This is a genomic window from Streptacidiphilus sp. BW17 (assembly GCF_041262485.1).
Lineage (GTDB): Bacteria > Actinomycetota > Actinomycetes > Streptomycetales > Streptomycetaceae > Streptacidiphilus.
Map to the genome: position 1 here is coordinate 117,076 of NZ_JBGCCR010000015.1, position 17,539 is coordinate 134,614.

General features: G+C 72.0%; 15 protein-coding genes. 6 read left to right on the top strand and 9 right to left on the bottom strand.

Going from position 1 to position 17,539, the window contains the following annotated elements:
- The first annotated feature begins 25 nt into the window (after positions 1-25).
- The 3 genes from ABH940_RS20035 (at position 26) to ABH940_RS20045 (ending at position 3,130) form a co-directional block, all read left to right on the top strand.
- Positions 26-631, top strand: a complete 606-nt coding sequence (locus tag ABH940_RS20035) for a pyridoxamine 5'-phosphate oxidase family protein (protein ID WP_370069787.1) — start codon at positions 26-28, stop codon at positions 629-631.
- Positions 632-716: 85 nt separating this feature from the next.
- Positions 717-1,268, top strand: coding sequence for a GNAT family N-acetyltransferase (locus tag ABH940_RS20040; protein WP_370105882.1), 552 nt, complete (start codon positions 717-719; stop codon positions 1,266-1,268).
- A gap of 101 nt (positions 1,269-1,369) precedes the next feature.
- The gene (locus tag ABH940_RS20045) at positions 1,370-3,130 is read left to right on the top strand and encodes a cholesterol oxidase substrate-binding domain-containing protein (RefSeq protein WP_370105883.1); all 1,761 of its coding nucleotides are present in this window, start codon (positions 1,370-1,372) and stop codon (positions 3,128-3,130) included.
- A gap of 51 nt (positions 3,131-3,181) precedes the next feature.
- Here ABH940_RS20045 and ABH940_RS20050 read toward each other — a convergent pair whose 3' ends face one another.
- On the bottom strand, positions 3,182-3,931 hold the full coding sequence (locus tag ABH940_RS20050; RefSeq protein WP_370105884.1) for a class F sortase: 750 nt from the start codon (positions 3,929-3,931) through the stop codon (positions 3,182-3,184).
- 233 nt (positions 3,932-4,164) lie between these two features.
- On the opposite strand from ABH940_RS20050, the gene ABH940_RS20055 reads away from it, so the two are divergent.
- A complete protein-coding gene (locus ABH940_RS20055) occupies positions 4,165-6,699 on the top strand; it encodes a lysylphosphatidylglycerol synthase domain-containing protein (RefSeq protein ID WP_370069779.1) in 2,535 nt (844 codons plus the stop codon).
- Positions 6,700-6,830: 131 nt separating this feature from the next.
- Complete coding sequence (locus ABH940_RS20060; protein ID WP_370069777.1) at positions 6,831-7,547, top strand: peptidoglycan-binding protein; 717 nt, start codon at positions 6,831-6,833, stop codon at positions 7,545-7,547.
- Between the two features lie 69 nt (positions 7,548-7,616).
- On the opposite strand, the gene ABH940_RS20065 is transcribed toward ABH940_RS20060, so the two are convergent.
- Positions 7,617-8,537, bottom strand: coding sequence for a patatin-like phospholipase family protein (locus ABH940_RS20065; RefSeq protein WP_370105885.1), 921 nt, complete (start codon positions 8,535-8,537; stop codon positions 7,617-7,619).
- A gap of 111 nt (positions 8,538-8,648) precedes the next feature.
- Between ABH940_RS20065 and ABH940_RS20070 the strand changes: the two genes are divergently transcribed.
- Complete coding sequence (locus ABH940_RS20070) at positions 8,649-9,299, top strand: VOC family protein (RefSeq protein ID WP_370105886.1); 651 nt, start codon at positions 8,649-8,651, stop codon at positions 9,297-9,299.
- 32 nt (positions 9,300-9,331) lie between these two features.
- Here ABH940_RS20070 and ABH940_RS20075 read toward each other — a convergent pair whose 3' ends face one another.
- The 7 genes from ABH940_RS20075 to ABH940_RS20105 all read right to left on the bottom strand — a co-directional run bounded on the left by ABH940_RS20075 (position 9,332) and on the right by ABH940_RS20105 (position 17,444).
- Entirely contained in the window at positions 9,332-9,769 is a 438-nt protein-coding gene (locus ABH940_RS20075) for a molybdopterin-binding protein (protein WP_370069771.1), read from the bottom strand.
- Between the two features lie 362 nt (positions 9,770-10,131).
- Entirely contained in the window at positions 10,132-10,569 is a 438-nt protein-coding gene (locus tag ABH940_RS20080) for a GNAT family N-acetyltransferase (RefSeq protein WP_370105887.1), read from the bottom strand.
- Between the two features lie 44 nt (positions 10,570-10,613).
- Positions 10,614-11,681: a DUF2332 domain-containing protein gene (locus tag ABH940_RS20085; RefSeq protein ID WP_370105888.1), complete on the bottom strand. Its 1,068-nt coding sequence runs from the start codon at positions 11,679-11,681 to the stop codon at positions 10,614-10,616.
- A 157-nt stretch (positions 11,682-11,838) separates the two neighbouring features.
- Positions 11,839-13,602 carry a SpoIIE family protein phosphatase gene (locus ABH940_RS20090; RefSeq protein WP_370069766.1) on the bottom strand — a complete coding sequence of 588 codons (1,764 nt, stop codon included), beginning with the start codon at positions 13,600-13,602 and terminating at the stop codon, positions 11,839-11,841.
- A gap of 161 nt (positions 13,603-13,763) precedes the next feature.
- Positions 13,764-14,615: a geranyl diphosphate 2-C-methyltransferase gene (locus tag ABH940_RS20095; RefSeq protein WP_370069914.1), complete on the bottom strand. Its 852-nt coding sequence runs from the start codon at positions 14,613-14,615 to the stop codon at positions 13,764-13,766.
- Between the two features lie 177 nt (positions 14,616-14,792).
- Positions 14,793-15,992, bottom strand: a complete 1,200-nt coding sequence (locus ABH940_RS20100) for a family 2 encapsulin nanocompartment cargo protein terpene cyclase (RefSeq protein ID WP_370105889.1) — start codon at positions 15,990-15,992, stop codon at positions 14,793-14,795.
- A gap of 30 nt (positions 15,993-16,022) precedes the next feature.
- On the bottom strand, positions 16,023-17,444 hold the full coding sequence (locus ABH940_RS20105; protein ID WP_370069762.1) for a family 2B encapsulin nanocompartment shell protein: 1,422 nt from the start codon (positions 17,442-17,444) through the stop codon (positions 16,023-16,025).
- Positions 17,445-17,539: the final 95 nt, after the last annotated feature.

Consider the following 17,539-nt stretch of genomic DNA (forward strand, 5'->3'; position numbering starts at 1 on the left):
CGGAGGACGGAGGGAGAATCGGCCTGTGGGAAAGACCTATGAGCGTATCGACGGCAGGCTGCGCACCTTTATCGAGGCGCAGCACATCTTCTTCACCGCGACCGCGCCGCTCGCCGGCGACGGCACCATCAACCTGTCGCCCAAGGGGCTGACCGGCTCGTTCGCCGTGATCGACGAGCGGACGGTCGCCTACCTCGACTTCGCGGGCAGCAACGCCGAGACCGTCGCGCACCTGCGCGAGAACGGCCGGATCACGCTGATGTGGTGCGCCTTCGACGGGCCGGCGAACATCGTCCGCGTCCACGGGCGCGGGGAGCCGGTCTTCCGGGACGACCCGCGCTGGTCGGAGCTGCTGGGCCACTTCCCGGACATCGACCCGACGCGGCACGGGCTGCGCGCGATCGTCGTCGTCCACGCCGAGCTGGTCCGGGACACCTGCGGCTACGCCGTGCCGTTCATGAGCTACGACGAGGACCGCACCCTGCACGGGTCGCGCTTCGAGCGCGAGACGGACGAGAGCCTGGACGCGTACTTCCACAAGAAGGAGTACATCGAGCACAGCATCGACGGCCTCCCGGGGCTGCCGCTGCCGCTCCCGGCGCTCCCTGTGCTGCCCGCGCGGGAGGCGTAGGGCGCTCGGCCGAAGGCGGCGGGATAGGCTCGCCTGCGAAGAGAAGCCCGACCGATCCCGCCCGCGAACGACAGGACGAACGCCCGTGTACGCCGTGCCCCTCGCCCCCGATGCCGAGCTGCGCCCGCTGGAGCCGTGGCAGGCCGAGGAGTTCCTGGCGCACATCGACCGAGCCCGCGCCAACACCGACCCGTGGATCCCCTGGGCCACCCGCACCACCGACCTGGCGTCCGCCCGCGCCACGCTCCAGAGCTACGCCGACAAGCAGGCCGCCGACGGCGGCCTGCTCTACGGGATCTGGCGGGCCGGGGTGCTGGTCGGCGGCGTGATGTTCGTGCAGTTCGACGCGGCGGCGGGCAACTGCGAGATCGGTGTGTGGGCCGAGCCCGCCGGACAGGGCCACGGGCTGATCACGGTCGCGGTGCGCCGCCTGATCGCCTACGCCTTCGAGGAGCGCGGGATGCACCGCATCTCCTGGTACACCTCCCCCGCCAACCTCCGCAGCCAGGCGGTCGCGCAGCGCGTCGGCATGTCCCTCGACGGGACGCTCCGCGAGCAGTTCCTGTACAACGGCGTTCGTCAGGACAGTCAGGTCTGGTCGCTGCTGGCTCGGGAGTGGCAGTCCTCTCGTTCTTGACTTCTCCATCTCCGGCCGCCACCGTACCGCCTGACGATCCATCAGAACCCGTTGCCCGCTGACCGCACACAGCCGAGCGCGGCCCGTCAGGAGGGGTACCGATGGAAAAGCCGGTGGAAGAGCAACAGTCGCACGCGTCCGTCTTCAGCCGCCGGATGCTGCTCGGCGCAGGCGCCGCAGCGGCGTTGGCGACGGCGGTGCAGTGGACCCCGTTCGGCCGGATCCCGGCGGCGAGCGCGGCCACGACCATCCCCGCGCCGCCGCAGTTCCCGGCGGGGATCCCGCTGTACCAGCAGACCTTCCAGAACTGGTCCGAGGAGATCACCGTCGAGGGCCTGTGGACGGCGTCCCCCGGCAGCGCCGCCGACGTGCTGACGCTGGCCAACTGGGCGCACGCCAACGGCTGGCGGCTGCGCGCACGGGGCGGCGGCTACAGCTGGTCGCCGCTGGTCGCCTCGCCGGGGACGCCCGCCAGAGTGCTGATGGTCGACACGACGACGTCGCTGACCAACATCACCGTCAATGCAGGGAGTCCTGCAAGCGTCACCGTGCAGCCGGGCGCGACCATGGACAACGTCCTCGGCACGCTCAAGAACGCGGGCCTGGGCCTGACCGGCTTCCCGGTCCTCGGCGCGTGCACGGTCGGCGGCGTACTGGCCAGCGGCGGACGCGGTACCGGCGTGCCCGCGGTGGGGGAGACTCCGCTGTCCGGCCACACCTACGGCTCCGTCAGCAACCTGATCACCAGCCTGACGGCCGTGGTCTGGGACGCCGGTCAGGGCGCGTACGTGCTGAAGACCTTCCAGCGCACCGATCCGGAGATCCAGGCGCTGCTGGTCAACCTGGGACGGATCTTCGTCACCGAGGCGACGCTCCGCGTCGGAGCGGACCAACGGCTGCGCTGCCAGAGCTGGTTCAACGTGACCGCCGCGGACCTCTTCGCGCCGCCCGCCTCGGCGGGGTCGCAGTCACTGGCCTCGTACGTCGCGCAGTCGGGGCGCGTGGTGTGCATCTGGTTCCCGTTCACCTCCTCGCCCTGGCTGCGGATCTTCACGCCGACGCCGAGCCAGCCCTGGGTCTCCCGGGCGGTGACCGGGCCGTACGACTTCACCTTCAACGACATCGTGCCGAAGAACGTCTCCGACCTGCTCTCGGAGATCGTCGCGGGCGACGCGTCGGTGACCCCGACCTTCACGGCGGCGCAGATGGACGCGATCAGCGCGGGCCTGGTCGCCACCGACACCTGGGACATCTGGGGCTGGTCCAGCGACGTGCTGCTCTACGTCCGGCCGACCACGCTGCGGATCACCTCGACCTGCTGCAACGTGGTGACCACGCGCGCCAACGTGCAGCAGGTGGTGAGCGACTTCTACGCCGAGTACAGCGCCAAGCTGGCGTCGTACGCGGCGCAGGGCCTCTACCCGATGAACGCGCCGCTGGAGATCCGGGTCACCGGGCTCGACCAGGCCGCCGACTGCGGCGTCCCGGGCGCGCTCGGCGCGCAGCTCTCGCCGCTGCGGACCCGACCCGACCACCCGGAGTGGGACACGGCGGTCTGGTTCGACATGACAACGGTGCCGGTCACACCCGGCTGCCACCAGTTCATGGGCGAGATGGAGCAGTGGTTCCGCAGCCACTACACCGGCTCGTACGGGGCGGTCCACAACGAGTGGCCCAAGGAGTGGGCCAACACCCCCTCCGGCGCCTGGACCGACACGACCGCGATGAGCGGCGCGATCCCCGCCTCCTACACCGACGGCCAGGCGGCAGGGGACGGTTGGGACGCTGCGGCGGCGACCTTCGCCGCGCTGGACCCGAACGGGGTCTTCGGCGGCCCGCTGCTGGACCAGCTGTCGCTCTGAACGGGCGGGGCAACGCTCAGCTCTCAGCGCACGGCTCTCGGCGCACGGCTTTCAGCGCACGGCGACGAGACGGGCGTCGACGACGATGTCGGAGGTGTCCGAGCTGCTGGAGGTGACCAGGCGGAGCTCGGGGGCGGTGGCGCTGTTCGTGACGTTCTTGGCGCTACCGGCGTTACCGGCATTCCCGGCGTAGGGACCGACGGCGTCCACGGAGAAGACGGCGGTGCGCCCGTCCTGGCGACGTACCTCGATCTGGTGGCCCGTGCGCAGGGAGCCCAGCTGGGAGAGGACCATCAGGGCGTTACCGGGCTGCCCCGGTGCGACGCCGTCCTTGTACCACCCGGCGACCTCGGGAATCCTGTCGCCCGGAGTAGCCGGAGTAGCCGGAGTAGCCGGGGCGCTCGGGGCGGCCGGGGCGGCCGGGGCGGAGAGCTCGCCGGAGCGGTCCAGCCCCAGGGGCGCGACGGGGGCGGCGAGCCCGATCGCGGGGATCGTGATCCGGGTCGGCGGGCTCCAGGCCAGCGGCAGCAGCATGGGCGCCGGCGGACGGGTGGGCGCGAGCGAGGTGGACGCGTACGGGTGGGACGCGGAGCCGCGCCCGGTGCTGGGGGCGGCCTGCGCGGCTACCCGCGTCGGCGGATGAGCGGTGCGGGTGCCGTCCCACATCATCCACGCGCTGATCAGGAACGGGAGCAGCAGCGCGACGAGCATCCGGCGGCTGCGCCGTGCGTTCGGAGCGGGGGCGGGTTCGGAGGGTCGAAGGTCGTCGTCCTGGTCCAGCGGGTCGTCGTAGAACCTCATGCGGGTGGCTTCGCTTTCGGCTGCGCGCGGGAGCGATCGTGCGGATCCAGCATGTGAAGGATTGTCAGATTTATCGGTTCTGAAAACGGCCCCACGTGACACCACCCGTTCGGCTGCGCACTCCACGACCTCGGCTCCGCCGCCCTGCGTCTGCCCGCAAGGCGGCGGACGCGGGCGATTAAGGTACTGAGTGCTGCCTGACGAGCCGGCCGTGACCTGTGGGGGCGCTCCTCGTGAACGATGTGGTGCTGCGCGGACCCGCCCGGTCCGGCGGCGAGGACGTGCTGCCCCAGGCGGTGAGCGTGGGGCGGGCCGAACTGCTGCTGCCCGCGCGGGCCCGCCGTCCGGAGACGCTGATCCGCTTCGTGCTGGGCCTGGTGTTCATCGCGTTGACGCTGCTGGTGGCCGAGGCCGCGCACGACACCATGGGCGGCCTGGAACTGGACGCGACCCGCGGGGCCGGGCAGGCGCCGCGCCTGCTGCTGGCGCTGGCCGGGTCCTTCGCCAGCACCGCCGTCGTGCTGGTGCCGACGGCCTTCGCCGTCTCTCAGCTGCTGCGGCACGGGCGTCGGCGCGTCCAGGACGGGCTGGTCGCCGCCACTATCGCGTTCGGGCTCAGCATGACGCTGAACCTCTGGTACTCGGAGCTGTTTCCGCAGGCGATCGTGTCCGTGCTGACCCCGCCCGAGGCGGCCTCGCCGTTCGACGGGCCGCTGCTCGCGCTCTCCGTTCCGGCCATCGCCTTCATGACGGCTGCCGGGGTGGCCCACCGTCCGCAATGGCGGTTCGGCCTCGACGTCGTGGTCGCCTTGAACGTGCTGACCGCGCTGGTGAGCGGCTACGCGGACGCGCTGTCGGTGCTGCTGTCGCTGCTGCTCGGCTGGACGACCGCGCACGGCACGGCGTACGCGATGGGCTCACCGAACGTCCGCCCGAACGTGGAGCTGCTCTTCCAGACGCTGCGTCAGGTCGGGTTCGCACCCACTGCGGCGTTCCGCAGGCTGGACCAACCGCCGCAGGAGCCGCAGCGCTACCTGGTCCGGCAGGCGAGTGAGGGCCTGAGCGAGGGCCCGAGTGAGGGCCCGCTGCTGGACGTGATGGTGCTGGACCGGGGGCGGTCCGCCGTCGGCTTCCTGCGCCGGCTCGGGCAGCGGCTGCGCCTGCGTTCCGCCCCCGAGCGGCGCAGCCTGCTCTCGCCCGGCGACGCCTTGCGGCAGGAGGCGCTGCTCACGTACGCAGCGGAGGCGGCCGGCGTCCGGACCAGGCGGCTGCTGGCCACCGCCGACCTGGGCCCGGACGCGTCGCTCGCGGTCTACGAGCAACTCACCGGGCGCACGCTCGACCAGCTCGACGACGCGGAACTGACCGATGGCCTGCTGCTCCGGATCTGGCGGCAGGTCCAGCTCCTGCACGCCCGGCGGATCGCCCACCGCGCCTTGGCGGCCGACTCCGTGTGGGTGGACGGGCACGGCGACGCCGGCCTGGTGAACCTGCAGGACGGTGACATCGCGGCCGGTGACCTCGTCCTGCGGACGGACCTCGCACAGCTGCTCACGTCGCTGTCCCTGCGGGTGGGGCCCGAACGCGCGGTTGCCGCCGCGCTCGACGTCCTCGGTCCGGACCGGCTCGGGACGGCGGTGCCGGTACTGCAGCCGCTCGCACTGCCGCGCAGCACCAGGGCCCGGCTGAAGGCGCTGGAAAAGGACCAGGCGAAGGAAACAGACCCGGACCAGGAGCCGGAGCTTGAGCAGAACCAGGGCACGCCCCTGCTCGCCCGGATCCGTGACGAGATCACGCGGGCCATCCCCGAGGCTCCGGTCGAGGCCGTCCGGCTGGAGCGACTGCGCCCGCGTACCCTGATCGCCGTCCTGGGACTGGCCATCGCCGGCTACCTGTTGGTGCTCCAGCTCTCCAGCAGGAACACCAACCCGTTCGACGCGCTCACGCAGGCGCGTCCCGGCTGGATCGCCGTCGCGGCGGTCCTCTCGGCGGGCGGATTCGTGGCCGCCACCATGAGCTTCGTCGGCTTCGTCCCCGAGCGGCTGAACCTGCGGCGGAGCCTGCTGGCCCAGGTGGCCGGAGGGTTCGTCAACATCGTGGCGCCCAGCGGCCTGGGCGGGATGGCCCTGGGCACGCGCTTCCTGCACAAGCAGGGGCTCTCGACGCGGCAGGCGGTGGCCAGCGTCGGCGTCGCCCAGGCCGTCGGGCTGGTCCTGCACATCCTGCTGATCTTCGTCTTCGGCTTCCTGGCCAGTGGCCAGTACCGGACGCCGTTCACGGACTCGACGGACCTCGTGGTCGCGCTGCTCGCCGCTGGTGCCCTCGCGCTCCTCGCCGCCGCCGTCCCGCCGCTGCGGCGTTGGGTGGTCGCCCGTCTGCGGCCCATGATCAGCGGCATTCTGCCGCGGATGCTCGACCTGCTGCAGCAGCCGGGCAAGGTGGCTGTGGGCGTCGTCGGACAGCTGCTGGTCTCGCTGCTCTCCGCCGCCTGCCTCTACGCCTGCGCCCTCGCCTTCGGACAGCACCCCGGCTTCGCCGAGGTGACCATCGCCAACCTCATCGGCGGCACCCTCGGCCAGGCGGTCCCGACCCCCGGCGGGGTGGGCGGGGTCGAGGCGGTGCTGGCCTACGCCCTGCAGACGACCACCGGGATGCCCTACGACGTCGCGCTGCTCCAGGTCCTGCTCTACCGGATGCTGACGCTCTGGCTGCCCGCCCTCCCAGGGTGGATCGCCTACCTGTGGCTGCAGCACCTCGACGCCGTCTGACCCTCCCCGTCGACTGAGCCGTGTCTGATTGGTCGCGCTTTGTGGGCCCGATTTAGCACGAGGATTCGGCTCTGGTCCGTGTTTCGCACGAATCGGCGAGGCAGGGGGAGGCTGCGTATCATCATCGGCTCATGGAACCCGACGCCGATCTCGTCCGGCCGTATGTCGCCCGGCTGGGCGGGCAGACGGTTGAGACGGCCGTGCCTGCGGTGGAGTGGGGCGATACGGCACCCTCCCGGGAGGGTCCTGTTCCTGCGGAGAGGCGCGTGGCTCCCGGCCCGACAGGGCCCGTGGGTGGTGGCGCGGACGAGCACCGGGGGTCCTCCCCTCGTGGGCGAAGGGTTCTGCTGCTCGCCGGAGCTCTGCTGACGTCCGCCGCGGCGGCGCTGATCCTCGCCGGCACGCTGGGCGGCGGCACGCCGGTCCACGGCTCCGCGCCCGCTCTCGCGTCCGCGACCTCCGAGCCGGTCAACCCGACCGTCCTGCCGCAGCGAAGCCCGCTGGCCTCCCGCACCCCGACGGACGGTGCCACGACGCGGGCTGCGCTCGGGCACCCCGTCTCGCCGTCGGCTTCGCCCACGCCGTCGTCGGCCGTGTCCGTGTCCGTGTCCGGGGCGGCGTCGCCGTCCGCCGACGGCACCCTGCGTCCGGGGGACACCGGGCCCGCCGTGACGCACCTGCAACAGCTGCTCTTCGAGCAGGGGTTCACCTACGTCTCGACCACCGGCGTCTACGATGCGGCGACCACACGCGGCGTCACCCAGCTCCAGCAGGACCGCGACCTGACCGGCGACCCACCGGGCGTCTACGGTCCGGCCACCCGTGCGTCGTTGGAAGGCAGCGACTGAGCTCCGTCTCCCGTCCGCGCTACGGCCGCCGTGCGGGTACCACGCGTGCCCGCGGGACGACCTGCGATTTCAGTGGCCCGCCGCGCACCACGCGGCGGCGATGGTCTCCACATGTGCCCTTGCCTGGGCGAAGCCTGCGCGGGCGGCGGAGGCGCGCCGGGAGGGGTCGAGCATGTTGCGGCCGAAGGCGCGGCGTGCGGCGCGGTCCGGGGTGATCAGGACGACGCGGGAGCCGGAGTCGGCAAGGCGTGCGGCCTGGGAGCGCGGGCTGGCGATGGGCCCCGCCCCGACGGGCAGGGGCGCGATGACGACGACGCTGCGGTAGCCCGCCGCGAGGTCCGCGTTGGCGGAGGAGCGGATGCCGCCGTCGATCCAGGTACGGCCCGCCGCGCGGGTCGGGGGCCAGACGCCCGGCACCGAGCAGCTCGCGGCCACCGCGTCGAGCAGGCCCAGCTCGCCGTCGCGGTCCAGGGCCGCGAACTCGCCCGTCTCCGCGTCGACGGCCGTGACCACCAACCGGCGTTCCGGCCCCGGCCACTCGTGGCTGAGCAGCCGCCGGGCGATGCTCGCGCGCTGCGGGGACGGGGTGGTTCCGGAGTCGTCGCCCTTGGCGCCTGCCATGGCCAACTCGCCCATCCGGACGCCGAAGGACCGGGCGTCGCGCGACCGGGCGACCTCCCAGGCGAAGCGCAGCATCGCCGACGTGCCGAGCGAGCCGGACGCCTCACCGGCCTCCACGGCCGCGATCTGCCGCTCGTACAGCTCCTGGACGCCGAGCAGGCCGGACGTGAGCTGTGCGCCGACGACCGCTCCGGCGGACGTGCCGATGACGACGTCCGTCGTCCCGGCGAGGTCGATGCCCGCCTCCGCGAGGCCGTGCAGGATCCCGCACTCCCAACCGATGCCGGTCAGTCCGCCGCCGCCCAGGACCAGCGCCTTGTCGCGCTTGCCGCTCACCGCATCCGTGTTCACCGTGTTGAGCGAATCCACCGTGCCCCCTCCGACTCCCGGCGCACCCGAACACCGGATCGCAGCAGAACATACCCGCTGTCTGTGACCGGGTACGCTGCCGAGGCCGGTCGGACCGAAGGCGGGGGAGCCATGGCAGCGTTGCTCGGCGTCGTGATCGAGGCCTCGGACGTGTCGGCGCTGCGCGCCTTCTGGGGCGCGGCGCTGGGCTGGCAACCCTCGGCGGACGGCAGCGAGTTGCACTCGCCGTATCCGGGCCGTCCGATGCTGCGCTTCGCCGCGGCGGGCGGGCCCAAGCGTGGCAAGAACCGGCTGCACCTCGACCTGGCGGGCGGAGCGGACGAGGTGGCGCGGGTGCGGGCCCTCGGGGCGGAGCCCGTCGACATCGGGCAGGGAGCGGTGCCGTGGGCGGTGCTTGCCGATCCAGAGGGGAACGAGTTCTGCGTGCTGCCGCACGCCTCGGCGGACGACGGGCTCGCGGCGCTCGCACTGGACGCCGCCGACCCGGCCGCCCAACTCCCGTTCTGGCAGCCGCGGACCGGCTGGGAGGTGGTCGACCGGGGAGCGTGGGGCGTCCGACTGCGTCATCCGTCCGGCACCGGGCCGACGTTGGTGATAGGCCCGCCTGCCGCGCCGAAGTCCGCGCCGAACCGGCTGCGGCTCGCTGTGTCTGCGGCGGGCTCACCGCCGGGCTGTCCGGCGGGCTCACCGGCGGGTTCTGCGGCGGGCTCTCCGGAAGCCGAACTCGTCGACCCGGAGGGCAACGAATTCGAGGTGTGGTGAGCTGTGGTGAGCCGTGGCTGACGGGGTGGGCGTCAGGCCGTCGCGAGCGACACGTCCGTGGACTTGACCAGTGCCACCACCGAACTGCCCTGCTTCAGGCCGAGATCGGTGACGGCGTCCTTGGTGATCGCGGCGGTCAGCTCGCCGCCCTCGATGGAGACCTTGACCGAGGCCATCGCCGCACCCGCGGCGATGGAGGTGACGGTGCCGGGCAGCTGGTTGCGGATGCTGAGGCCGGAGACCGAACCCGTCGCCAGGGAGACCTCGGTCGCCTTGATCACGGCCTGGACGGCGGTGCCCTCGGCCAGCTTCAGCTCGTCGGCGGCGTCCGTGGTGATCGCGGCGGTGACGACCTGGCCGCCGGTGAGGCGCGCCTTGACCTGGGCCATCGCCGTGCCCTTGGTGACGGACGTGACGGTGCCGGGGATCTGGTTGCGAATGCTCAGGGTGCTGTCGGAGCTCTGGGCCATGACGGAAACCTCGCGTGTTCTCGAAGTGAACGAAGGTGACGACGGTTTCACCGTATCCATTCCGTGATATCCGAATTCCTGTGCCTTTGCAGATGCGAGCCGATTGCCGTTTTTGCTCTGGCATGTCGGTCCGGATTCACACGTCCGGCGCGAATCCGGGCGGCGCGAGCGGCGCACGAACGCTGCGCGAGCGTCCCTCACGTACTACGATCAAGGTCGTTGCTCGGCGTGGCATGCACACGCCTGTGTGACGCGAAGGGGTGGCTGCCGATCGGGCTGGTCGGCTCGTTCAACGGCCCTGTGCGGGCCTCCGTCCACCGGCCGCCGCCCCTTCCTGGACTTACCGCTCCGCTTCCTGGGCCTTACGGCTCCGCCGGAGCCCGATCGCCCAAGTCCACGGCGAGCAGCGGGAGCATCCGGCCCGGGATCGATCCGGACGGGGTCTCGCCGATCCGGACCGCACCGCGCGACAGGTAGAACGGCTCGGCGTGCGGATCCGCGTCGATCGTGAGCCGGGCGAAGCCGGCGGCGCGGGCGATCGCGCAGGCATGGGCGAAGAGCCGGCCGCCGACACCGTGCCCGATCGCGGACGGGTCGACGTACAGCAGGTTGAGCGCGCCCGTCGGGGGCAGGTCCCGACTCAGAGCCGCGATCCCCACGGCGTTGCCGGAGCGCTCTGCCACGAAGACCCGATCCGGTGTCAGATCAGCGGGGCGGAGCGTCAGTTCCTCCCGGCAGGCCTCGATGAAGTCCGCGTCGTAACCCCAGTGCGCCTTGGAGCGGAGCACCAGTTCCGTCAACTCCCCGGCCTCCTCCGGCCTGGGAGGCCGAAGCGAGACGGCGCTCAGCACGGCATCGGCTCGACCCAGCGCAGATGGCCGTCGACGACGGCCAGGGTGCGCCGTTCGCCGTCCGGGCCACGGAGGTTGAGCGCCGCGCCGAAGCGGTCCGAGGTGCGGGGCAGCGCGGGATCCGGCGCCTCCTCCAGGGAGAGCCACCACAACGGCCCGTCCGCGCCGAGCGACTCGATCCCGGCGTCGAAGGCGTCCAGATGGTCGGCCGGGACGTGCATCCGGGTGCCGGAGTGGTAGACCACGCGCGGCTCGCCCGCCGGAAGGGATGCGGCCAGCTCCGGCAGGACCACGGCGGCGTCCCCGGCCCGGATCTGTGGCGCGTCGGCGGCGATCAGCTCGGACGCGGCGCTGAACAGGCGGCGCTGGTCGTGGTTCTCCGGCCAGATCAGCGCCTCCAGCCAGCGCCTGTCCTCCGCGTCGCGGATGTCGATCGGGTTGAGGTCGACGCCGAGGACGCTGGCCACCTTCGGCAGCGTGTCCAGGTCCGGCAGCGGGCCGTCGCCGAGCAGCTCGGCGGCGAGCTGGACCGGCGAGTCCGGGTCGCCGAAGTGCTGGGCGCCGACGGTGTAGCCGTAGCGGTCGTAGCCGAGGTTGAGGCCCGCGCTGGTGCCGACCTCGATCAGGTGGACCGGGGTGCCGTCGGTCTCGGGCAGCAGTGTGGCCAGGCCGTAGCGCAGCGCCAGCGAGCGCTGCACCTGGTTGGTCTGTACGAGCCGGGAGCTGATCAGCGAGGTCAGCTCCCACTCGTACGCGGCACAGAACGCCCGCAGCGCGGCGCCGACCGCCTCGCCGGCGGGCACCGGATCGGCGACCCGGGACGGGAAGAAGGCCGCGAGCGGATGGTCGACCCCGGACAGCAGCACGTGGTGCACCGCACCGAAGAAGAGGAACGTCGGGTACTGCCCCGCGCGCCCGCGCGAGGCCAGGTCCAACAGTGCGTCGTCCTCGGCGACGACGCGTGCGAGCGAGCGGTAGAGCGGGGAGGTGGTGAACTCCCTGGCGTCCGCGAAGGCGTTACGGATGGACGCCCGCGGATCGTTCGCGATCTTGTCCGTCATGGGCCGACGGTAGCCCACGGATGCCGGGCACCGCAGGAGGTTTGGGCAACGGTCAGGCGGTGCCCAGGAGGACGCCGGCGGGGCGGCTGAAGGCCGGGCTCACCTGGGCACGGGTGCGGCTGAGCTGCTTGATCCAGCGAGCCCGGGGCCGTGGGCGCTAGGCGTCCCGGCGGAGCAGCAGCAGGGCCAGGTCGTCGCGCTGCGCGGTGGCCGCGGCCCGGGGGCGGACCAGACGGTCCGCCAGGCTCTCCCAGACGGTCTGCGCCGGCGGACGCCCCTCGCCCACCAAGGCGGCGAGCAGACGGTCGACCGACTCGTCGTAGGACTCCTCGCGGTCCTCGATCAGGCCGTCGGTGTAGAGCAGCAGGCCCTCGCCGACGCCCAGTCGGTGCTCGACGAGCGGATACTCGGCCGTCGGGTCGACGCCCAGCGGCGGACCGCCCGGCAGGTCCAACTCCCGCGCCGAGCCGGAGGTTTCGAGTCGAACTGGGAGCGGGTGACCGGCGCGGGCGGCCCACAGTCGCCCGGTCGCCGGTTCCAGCGTCAGGTAGCAGCAGGTGGCGAAGAGGTCGGTGTCCAGGTCCGAGAGGAGCCGGCCGGTGCGCGCCAGCGTCCCGGCGGGGTCGTGGCCCTCGCGGGCGAACGCGCGTAGGGCGATCCGCAGTTGGCCCATCACCGCCGAGGCGCGGGCGCTGTGGCCCTGCACGTCGCCGATGACCAGCCCGACCCGGCCCTCGTCCAGCTCCAGCACCTCGTACCAGTCGCCGCCGACCTCCATCCCGGCCGTGCCGGGCCGGTAGCGCACGGCCACGGTGTGGTGCGGGACCTGCGGGACGCGGCGCGGCAGCATCGCGCGCTGCAGCTCGGTGGCGCGCTGGTGCTCGGCGTCGTAGAGCAGGGCACGGCCGAGCGCGTGCGCGATGATGCCGCTCAGCGCGGTGAACAGGGAGCGTTGCGCCTCGTCGAACCGGCGGGCGCCGGGATAGCCGAAGAGGCAGCTGCCGTGCCGCTGGTCCGAGGAGGCCAGCGGCAACACCGCCCACGTCCGCACGACGGGCCTGCGGCCGGGCGGCGGCGGAGCCGAGATGCCCTCGACGAAGACCGGCTTCTCCTGCACCAGCGCCCGCCGCATGGCGGCTGCCGCCGCCGGACGCAACGGATGCAGCTCCTCGGGGAGCGGCTCGTGCAGTGTGACGGTACCGATCTCGTGCGGGTCGCCGGTCGGCGTCAGCGAGACGAGCAGCGTCTCGGCGCCGAGGGACGGGCGGACCATGTCGGTGAGCACCTGCATCACGTCGTCCGCCGTGGTCGCCCGGGAGAGCGCGCGGGTGATGGTGAGCAGGAAGGCGTCGGTGGTGTCGAAGGTCGGCGCGGCGTCAGGGTCACTGGCCAGGGCCGCGGTCGGCAGTGCCGGATAGCCCCCGTCGGGGCCGTCGGAACTGCGGTCGAGCAGCAGGCCGAGGACGCGTTCCGGCCGTCCGTCGGCGCCGAGCAGTACCTCGCCGCGCTCCTCGATCCGGCGTATCCGGCCGTCGGGGTGCACGATGCGGTAGTGGTTGTGGTAACGGCCGCCTCGTTCCAGCGCCTTGGCGGTGGCCGCCGCCAACCGGGCCGCGTCGGCGGGATGGAGGGCGTCGAAGAAGGCGTCGGCACGCCCGTCGAACTCCTCGGGGGAGACGCCGACCAGCGCGCAGACGAAGTCGTCCCAGTGGACCGCACCGGAGGCGACGTCCCATGCGAACAGCCCCGCGCGGGCGGCGTCGAGCGCCTCGGGAAACGTCACGGTCGGCGGCTTTGACGGGGACTCGGTCGGGGGCTCGGCCGGGGACTTCTTAGGGGACTTGCGGGACTTGAGTGACTCGGGGGTGCTGGGCGAAGACGGCTCCGGCATGGCCGTGCTCGGCGATGGTCCCTCGTCCACGTCCTCGTCCCCGCTCCTCCGCCGGTCCGGCCCGGCGGTCCACGCCGGGAAACCGGGGAGCCGGGGCACCGTCGATTATCAGCACGATTATGACGACTGTGCCCCGGCCCGCAACGCGGCGCGCCGTTCGACCGGGCCGCGTGGGCCCGGTCAGTGTCGGGTCAGACCCGGTCGGCGGCGATCAGCAGGTACTGGAAGCTGCCGTCCTTGTAGGCGTTGAGGAAGCTCTTCTCGATCCCGGTCACCAGGTGCGACTTGGCACGCAGCTCCCAGTAGGGGATGGTCGCCGCGGTCAGGTCGATGACGCTGACCGGGACGAGACGATTGGCGGCCATCTCCTTGAAGTACGTGCTGCGCGGGTGGATGTCGCAGATGTAGTGCGCGTTGATCTCACTGACCGCGCGCGAGGGCAGGCCGTAGGTGTCGTTGTAGCAACCGGTGATGGTCACGTACCGGCCACCGCGCCGGAGTTGCCGCGCGTGCTCGGCGAAGAGCAGGCCCAGCTCGACGTACATGGTGCTCTCGTTGTTCCAACTCGCGTCGAAGGCACCGGACTCGAAGCCGGTGTCCAGCATGTTCCGCAGGTGGAACCGGACCTTGTCGGAGACCCCGCGCAACTGCGCCTGCTCGTTGGCGAAGTCGACCTGGGTACGGGAGATCGACACCCCGTCCACCCGGCAGCCGAACCGGGCGTTGGCCACCATGCTTCCGCCGCCGCGACCGCAGCCCGCGTCCAGCAGGCGGCTGTCCGCCGTGATCGGCCCGAGGCGGTCGGCCAGCAGCTGCGCCTGTGCCGACTCCAGCCGGTGGAGCTCCTGCACGATCCGCTCTTCGCGGGTCGCGTCCGGGCCTTCCAGCACTGACCAGTCGGGCTCACCGATGCCGTAGTGGTGGTGGTAGAAGCCGTCGACCTCGCCGAGGCGCAGGTTGACCGGGTTGCGCTCGGCGTTCCAGTAGTCGGCGACGGAGTCCTGGTAGGGGCTGGTCCGGTCGGCGTAGGACTGGCCGTGCATGGACTGGCCCGGGATGGCGGACTTCTCGCTGAGGATCACTGATCTACTCCGGTTCTCTGATGTTCTCTAGATGCTGTGCCGGATTATCGGCACGGTGAGACTGCCCGGCCGCGTGCTGCGGCCGAGCGTTGAGGGAGAAGAGCTGAGGCAGGTGGGGTGACGGACCGTCACTTCCGGTCAGGACGCCGCCCCGGCATCGGGCGTGGCCGCCTCGGTGGCGTGCGCGGCGGCCTCGGTGGAGGACGTCCCGTGGTAGCGGGCGCTGGTGGCGTGCCACTCGTGGCTGCCGCCCATCCAAGCCCAGACGCCGGCGAGGAACCGCTTGAGTTCCGGCGAGCCGGCGGCGATCAGCACGGCGCACTCCGCCTCGATGGTGTGCATGATCTCGTCGTGGATGGCGGCCGCGCGGTCGACCGCCTCCTGGAGGGAGCAACCCTCCTCGGCGGCGATCAGGTTGGGCAGGTTGGTGTCGGTGGGGTCCTCCTTGGCCATCGAGTACAGGTCGTTGAGCAGGACGTTGGCCACCCCCGCGTAGAGGTAGGTCCGGCGCACCCGGTGGTCGGCGAACTCGTGGATCGGCAGCTCGTACCCGCCGACGGGGTCGATCAGCACCATGCACGGGAAGAAGGCGTTCTCGTAGCGATGCAGCAGGTACTCCCAGACGGCCGGACGCCGCCCCGAGCTCCGCCACTCGGCCTCCTGGCCGTAGCCGACGAACATGACCGCCAACTCGTGCCGCAGGCGCGCCACCTGGGTCGGGTTGGCGATGGCGGAGAGCCCGGCGAGCGCCGAGCGGAACGCGCGCAGCACCGGCTCCTGCCGCACCACGTCCTCGAACTGCACCCCGTACGCGCCCGGCAGCCGGACCGGGTCGATCACGGCATGGGCCAACGCGATGCGAGGGCCGATGAGTTCGGGACGGGTGTCGTCGCCCTCGTCCACCCAGTGGTCGTCGACCGCCCACTCCGACAGCCCGCAGCGTGCGGCGGCCAGCAGCCGGTCGGGGTCGTCGGTGTCGGGGTGGGCCAGCATGAAGAGCCGGCCGAAGTCGTGCGACCGCAGCCGCTCCAACCGCCCCTGGAACAGGCCCATCTGCTCGGCCCACGCGACGAGTCGGTCGTTGACCAGCTCGCCCAGCGCCCTGTTGTCCCGGCTTGCCTTCGGGCAGTACAGCGGCGGAACGGTCACGTTGCCCATCCGGACCGGCGTGCCCGTACCGGGCGCCACCGCGGGCCCGGGCACGCCGGGCGCGGGAGCTGCGTCCGTTGCGACGGACGCGTCCGGCACGGGCGGGCGGAAGAGTCGGATCGCCGTGGTGCCCGGCCCCTCAGGGCCGGAGAGCAGGCGGCTCAGTACGTCGGCGTCGAGGCGCAGCATGGTTCCCTCGCTTCTGGCTTCCCGTGCCTTCTAGGATCGCGGCGCGGCGACGTCGACGTTCTCCAGGACCCCGATCGCGTCCGGGACCAGCACGGCCACCGAGTAGTAGGCGCTGACCAGGTAGGACAGGATCGCCTTCTCGTCGATGCCCATGAACCGCACGTTCAGGCTCGGGTCGACCTCGTCCGGCAGACCGGTCTGGTGCAGGCCGATCACGCCCTGGTTGTCCTCGCCGACACGCATCGCCAGGATCGAGCTGCTGTGGCCCTCGACCGGGATCTTGCCGCACGGCAGCAGCGGCACGCCGCGCCAGGCGGGGACCTGGTGGCCGCGCCGGGTCACCGTGTCCGGGTAGATGCCGCGCTTGTTGCACTCGCGGAAGAAGGCGGCGATGGCCTTGGGGTGCGCGAGGAAGAACTCGGTGTTGCGGCGCATGCTGAGCAGCTCGTCCAGGTCGTCCGGGGTGGGCGGACCGGACCAGGTGTTGATCCGCTGGTCGTACGCGGTGTTGTGGAGCAGGCCGAAGTCGCGGTTGTTGAGCAGCTCCCACTCCTCCCGCTCGCGGATCTCCTCGATCGTGAGCTTGAGCTGCTGCTCCGTCTGGTTCATCGGGCTGTTGTAGAGGTCGGCGACGCGGCTGTGGATCCGCAGCACGGTCTGCGTGACGCTCAGCTCGTACTCGCGCGGCGCGAGTTCGTAGTCGGCGAAGGTGCCCGGCAGGACCGGCTCGCCCTCGTGCCCGGCACTGAGCTCGATCTGGGCCTCACCGGCCCGGTTGGTGGCCCGCTGCGACTCGGAGACGAACCCGTCGATGTGAGTCGCCAGTTGGGGCGCCCGGTCGAACAGGTCCTGCACCCCGGACCAGGGCAGCACCATGACCGTGCCGGAGGTGGCGGCCTGGGCGGTGTGCAGCCACAGCGGGTCGCTGGTCAGCACCGCCTCGTCGCCGAGGTGGTCTCCGTCGGCCACGGTGCCCAGCACGTTGGTGGTGCCGTACTTGCCGGTGCTCAGCTGGTTGATCCGGCCGTGGGCGACGATGAAGACCTCTTCGATCGGCGTCCCCTCCTCCACCAGGACCTCTCCGGCGCGGAAGTCGCGCGGCCGGAACCGGGAGGCGAGCTCGGCCAGCACCGCGTCGTCCGTGAAGTCCCGCAGCGCGGGGATCTCGCGCAGCGTCTCCGGGATGATCCGGACGTCGTCCGCACCGTTCTGCACGAAGCCGACGCGACCGCGCCCGACCGCCAGGCTCAGTCGGCGGTTCACCCGGTAGGTGCCACCCTTGACGTCGACCCAGGGCAGCGACCGCAGCAGCCACCGGGAGCTGATGCCCTGCATCTGCGGGGTCGACTTGGTGGTGGTGGCGAGATTGCGCGCGGCCTTGGTACTGAGGCTCTGCTGGTCGGGAGCGCTGCCGTTGACGTCGGCCGAGCTCTCCGGGGCCTCGATGGACATGGTGGATTCCTCCTCTGCGGCGCGTGGATGCGCACGGTTTCCAGTAAGCGGGATCGGCCGATGCGGTGGGGCGTGGAACGGGACCGGGCATGTTG